This is a genomic window from Kitasatospora sp. NPDC048540 (assembly GCF_040651175.1).
In the GTDB taxonomy this organism is placed as follows: Bacteria; Actinomycetota; Actinomycetes; order Streptomycetales; family Streptomycetaceae; genus Kitasatospora.
The window spans coordinates 1-3685 of sequence record NZ_JBEZIR010000248.1 but is presented as its reverse complement, the minus strand read 5'-3'; the positions used below and the strand labels follow the sequence as shown (position 1 = coordinate 3685).

The window sequence follows — 3685 nt, the reverse complement described above, 5'->3', positions numbered from 1 at the left end:
ACCACGCGCACCCACTGGCCGGGCGGGGTGCGCTCGGCCTGGTCCCGGAGCATGGCGAGTGCCTGACGCAGCGTCGGGACGCCGTCCCAGCGCAGTTCCAGGACGTAGTTGAGGCCGCCGCGGATGACGTGCAGGTGCGCGTCGTTGAGGCCGGGGACGGCGCGGCGGCCGAGCGCGTCGACGACCCGGGTGTCGGGGCCGACCAGCGGGACGACGTCCGCGTCGTCACCGACGGCGGTGATCAGTCCGTTCCGGACGGCCAGGGCGCTCGCCCGGGGGCGGCGCGGATCGCCGGTGTACACCTTGGCATTGCGGATGACCAGGTCGGCTGGCTGGTCCGGAGCGCCGGGGCGGATCCCGGCAACGGGCATGCTGGACAACGGAGTTCACCTTCGGAACGGCGGCGGCTGTCGGGTGGGCGCGGGCGATTCGGACGCTCCGCCCGTGGGACCACCCGGGCGAACCTAGGCGGCCGCCGGTGTCCCGAGTGCCTTCACAGCGCATCGACGGTTGCCCCGCAGCGCACGGCGGACGCGGCTGACCTGCGGTTCGCCGTCGGTGCAGTGTCGGAACAGTCCCGGGCACGGAGCGAGCAGCCAGGCCCGGCGGTGCGAACTAGCGTCATGAACGTGCCGCCCCGCTGACCGGCGGGCGTCGGATGTTTTGCCAACTCCCCTCTCCAGCACGGAAAGAGAAGAACCATGGTCGACCTCTCCACGGTCCACGCCGCTCCGAGCCCGGACCTGCTCACCCCGGACAACGCGATGATGCTGTTCGTCGACCACCAGCCGCAGATGTTCTTCGGCACCGGCAGCGGCGACCGCACCTCGATCATCAACTCGACCGTCGGCCTGGCGAAGGCCGCGAAGATCTTCGACGTGCCGGTGGTGCTCTCCACCGTCGCGGCCGAGTCGTTCTCCGGCCCGATCCTCCCGCAGCTGCGGGCGGTCTTCCCGGAGCAGGAGGTGGTCGACCGGACCAGCATGAACGCCTGGGAGGACGAGGCACTGGTCGAGGCGGTCAAGGCGACCGGCCGCAGCAAGATCATCCTGTCCGGCCTGTGGACCGAGGTCTGCCTGGTCCTGCCCGCCCTCTCGGCGCTGGAGCAGGGCTACGAGGTGTACGTGGTCGCGGACGCCTCCGGCGGCGTCAGCCCGCGCGCCCACGAGCACGCCCTGCAGCGGATGACCGCGGCCGGCGCGGTACCGGTCACCTGGGTGCAGGTGCTGCTGGAGCTGCAGCGCGACTGGGCCCGCACCGAGACCTACGTCCAGGTCACCGACCTGGTCAAGGAGCACGGCGGCGCGTACGGCATGGGCATCGTCTACGCCCAGTCCATGATCGACCCGCACGCCGCCGGCTGACGGACCCCGACCGATTACCGACCGGAGCACGACATGAACACGGGTCTTCTCCTGCTGCGGGTGGTCGCCGGCCTGCTGATCGCGGGTCACGGCGTCCAGAAGGTCAGCTTCCACCTCGGTGGCAGCGGACTCGCCGGCGGCACCGCCGAGTTCCGCGGCGACGGCTTCCTCGGCGGCAGGCTCACCGCCCTCGCCGCGGGCGGCACCCAGATCGGGGCCGGACTGTTCCTCGCGTTCGGCCTGCTCACCCCGCTGGCCTGCGCGGGCGTGATGGGCGTGATGACCGTCGCGCTGACCGTCAAGCGGCCGCACGGCCTGTGGGTCCAGCACGACGGCTACGAGTACCCGCTCGTCCTGGTCGTCATCGGCGCGGCACTGGCCGCGACCGGCCCCGGCGACTGGTCGCTGGACCACCTCCTCGGCCTCGCGCACTGGCCGCTGTGGTGGCTGCCGGCGGCGGTGGTCGCCGGCGTGGGCGGCGGCCTGGGCACGCGGTTCGCCCTTCACCGGGCCTGAGGCCACGACACCCCCACGACACCCCCCGAGAGCCCGGGTTCCAGGGTCCTGCCGTCCCTGGAACCCGGGCCCACCCGTTTCCGGAGGAGCACCGATGACGTCCCCGAGATCCGAAGGCCCGGCCTGGGCCCCGCTGCGGGAGAGGGTGTTCCGGGCGCTGTGGCTGGCCCAGTTCGTCTCGAACGTGGGCGGCTGGATGCAGACCGTCGGGGCGCAGTGGCTGCTGGTCGGCCACGGCGCGGCGCTGGTCTCGCTGGTCCAGGTCGCGGCCGGGCTGCCCGTCCTGCTGCTCGCCCTGCCGGCCGGCGTCCTCGCGGACCTCGTCGACCGCCGCAGGCTGCTGATCGGCATGCAGACGGCCATGGCGGCGGTCGCCGCCGTACTGGCCGCGCTCGCGCTGCTCGGCGTCCTCGGGCCGTGGTCGCTGCTGGCCCTGACCTTCCTGCTGGGCTGCCTGACCGCGCTGAACGGTCCGGCCTGGCAGGCGCTCCAGCCGGGCCTGGTGCCGCGCGAACAGCTGGGGCCCGCCGCCGCGCTCGGAGCGGTCAACATGAACGTGTCCCGGGCGATCGGGCCCGCGCTCGGCGGCGCGCTGGTCGCGGCCGCCGGTGTCGGCTGGACCTTCGCGTTCAACGCGCTCTCCTTCGCCGGCATCCTGCTGGTCCTGCTGCGCCGGCTGCCTGCCGCCTCGGCGCCCGGCCGCGCCCAGGAGCGCGAGCACGCCCTCGCCGCCCTGCACGCCGGCGGGCGCTACGTACGCAGCGCGCCCGGCGTCCGACGGATCCTGCTGCGCAGTGCGCTGTTCGTGCCCGGGGCGGCCGCGGTGTGGGCGCTGCTCCCGGTGGTCGCCGTCGAACGTCTCGGCCTCGGGCCCACCGGGTACGGCGTCCTGCTCGCCGCGGTGGGGCTGGGGGCGGTCCTGGCCGCGGCGGCCCTGCCGCGGCTGAGCGCCCGGCTGGGCGCGAACGGCATGCTGGCCGCGGCCGGGGCACTGACCGCGACGACGCTCGTCGTCACCGCCGTCACCACCCGCGCCGTCCTCGCCGCCCTGGTCCTGCTGCCGGCCGGTGCGGCCTGGATCTGGGGGCTGTCCGTCCTCAACGCCGCACTGCAGCTCGAACTGCCCAACTGGGTCCGGGCGCGGGCGGTCGCCTTCTACCTCCTGGTCTTCCAGGGCGGCAACGCCCTGGGCGCCCTGGTGTGGGGCCAACTCGCGCAGCGGGCCGGGCTGACCGCGGCGTTGGGCGCGGCGGCGGCCCTGCTCACGCTCGGCGTGCTGTCGCTCCGGGCCCTTCCGCTCCTGGAGGACCGGGCCGATCCGGCACTGTCCGACACCTGGCCGGAGCCGCGGCTGACCATCGAGCCCGCTCCGACGGACGGACCGGTCCTGGTCACCGTCGAGTACCGGGTGGCCGACGAGCACGCTCCGGCCTTCGTCCGCGCGATGCGTGAGGTGGAGGACTCCCGGCGGCGGACCGGGGCCGTCAGCTGGGGCCTGTACCGGGACGCGGCGGCGCCGCACCGGTTCATCGAGGCCTTCACCGTGGTCTCGTGGGCCGAGCACCTGGCCCAGCACCACCGCCGCTACACCGGGATCGACCGCCGGTTCGAGCGCACCGCCCGGGAGTTCGTGCAGGGCGAGCCGCTGACGACCCACGCCCTGCTCGCCCGGGAGTGAGCCGCGCCGACGGCGGCGGGAGGCCGGGGACCGGGCGCCCCGGCACCTGGTGTACCGGGCGTGGACCACCCCCGAACTCATCGAACGCTGGTGGAGCGGCGACCGCGGCAAGGTCGTCCGCGTCGAG

Annotated in this window: 4 protein-coding genes and 1 pseudogene; 4 read left to right on the top strand and 1 reads right to left on the bottom strand. The window is 74.4% G+C overall.

Annotated elements, in window-relative coordinates; all coding sequences use genetic code 11:
• Positions 1-371 (bottom strand): amidohydrolase family protein (locus AB0D08_RS40525; protein WP_359895382.1); only part of this gene is annotated, 371 nt, incomplete at its 3' end.
• 330 nt (positions 372-701) lie between these two features.
• On the opposite strand from AB0D08_RS40525, the gene AB0D08_RS40520 reads away from it, so the two are divergent.
• From AB0D08_RS40520 to AB0D08_RS40505, 4 genes and pseudogenes are all read left to right on the top strand, one after another.
• A complete protein-coding gene (locus tag AB0D08_RS40520; RefSeq protein WP_359895380.1) occupies positions 702-1364 on the top strand; it encodes a hydrolase in 663 nt (220 codons plus the stop codon).
• A gap of 33 nt (positions 1365-1397) precedes the next feature.
• Entirely contained in the window at positions 1398-1880 is a 483-nt protein-coding gene (locus tag AB0D08_RS40515; protein WP_033825667.1) for a DoxX family protein, read from the top strand.
• 94 nt (positions 1881-1974) lie between these two features.
• Positions 1975-3558, top strand: coding sequence for an MFS transporter (locus AB0D08_RS40510; RefSeq protein WP_359895378.1), 1584 nt, complete (start codon positions 1975-1977; stop codon positions 3556-3558).
• 40 nt (positions 3559-3598) lie between these two features.
• Positions 3599-3685: pseudogene (locus AB0D08_RS40505) on the top strand (SRPBCC domain-containing protein); the annotation flags it as partial.

Excerpts from the sequence above, each read along its gene's own strand:
- AB0D08_RS40510 (WP_359895378.1), top strand. The coding sequence starts at position 1,975 with ATGACGTCCCCGAGATCCGAAGGCCCGGCCTGGGCCCCGCTGCGGGAG.
- AB0D08_RS40515 (WP_033825667.1), top strand. The coding sequence starts at position 1,398 with ATGAACACGGGTCTTCTCCTGCTGCGGGTGGTCGCCGGCCTGCTGATC.
- AB0D08_RS40520 (WP_359895380.1), top strand. The coding sequence starts at position 702 with ATGGTCGACCTCTCCACGGTCCACGCCGCTCCGAGCCCGGACCTGCTC.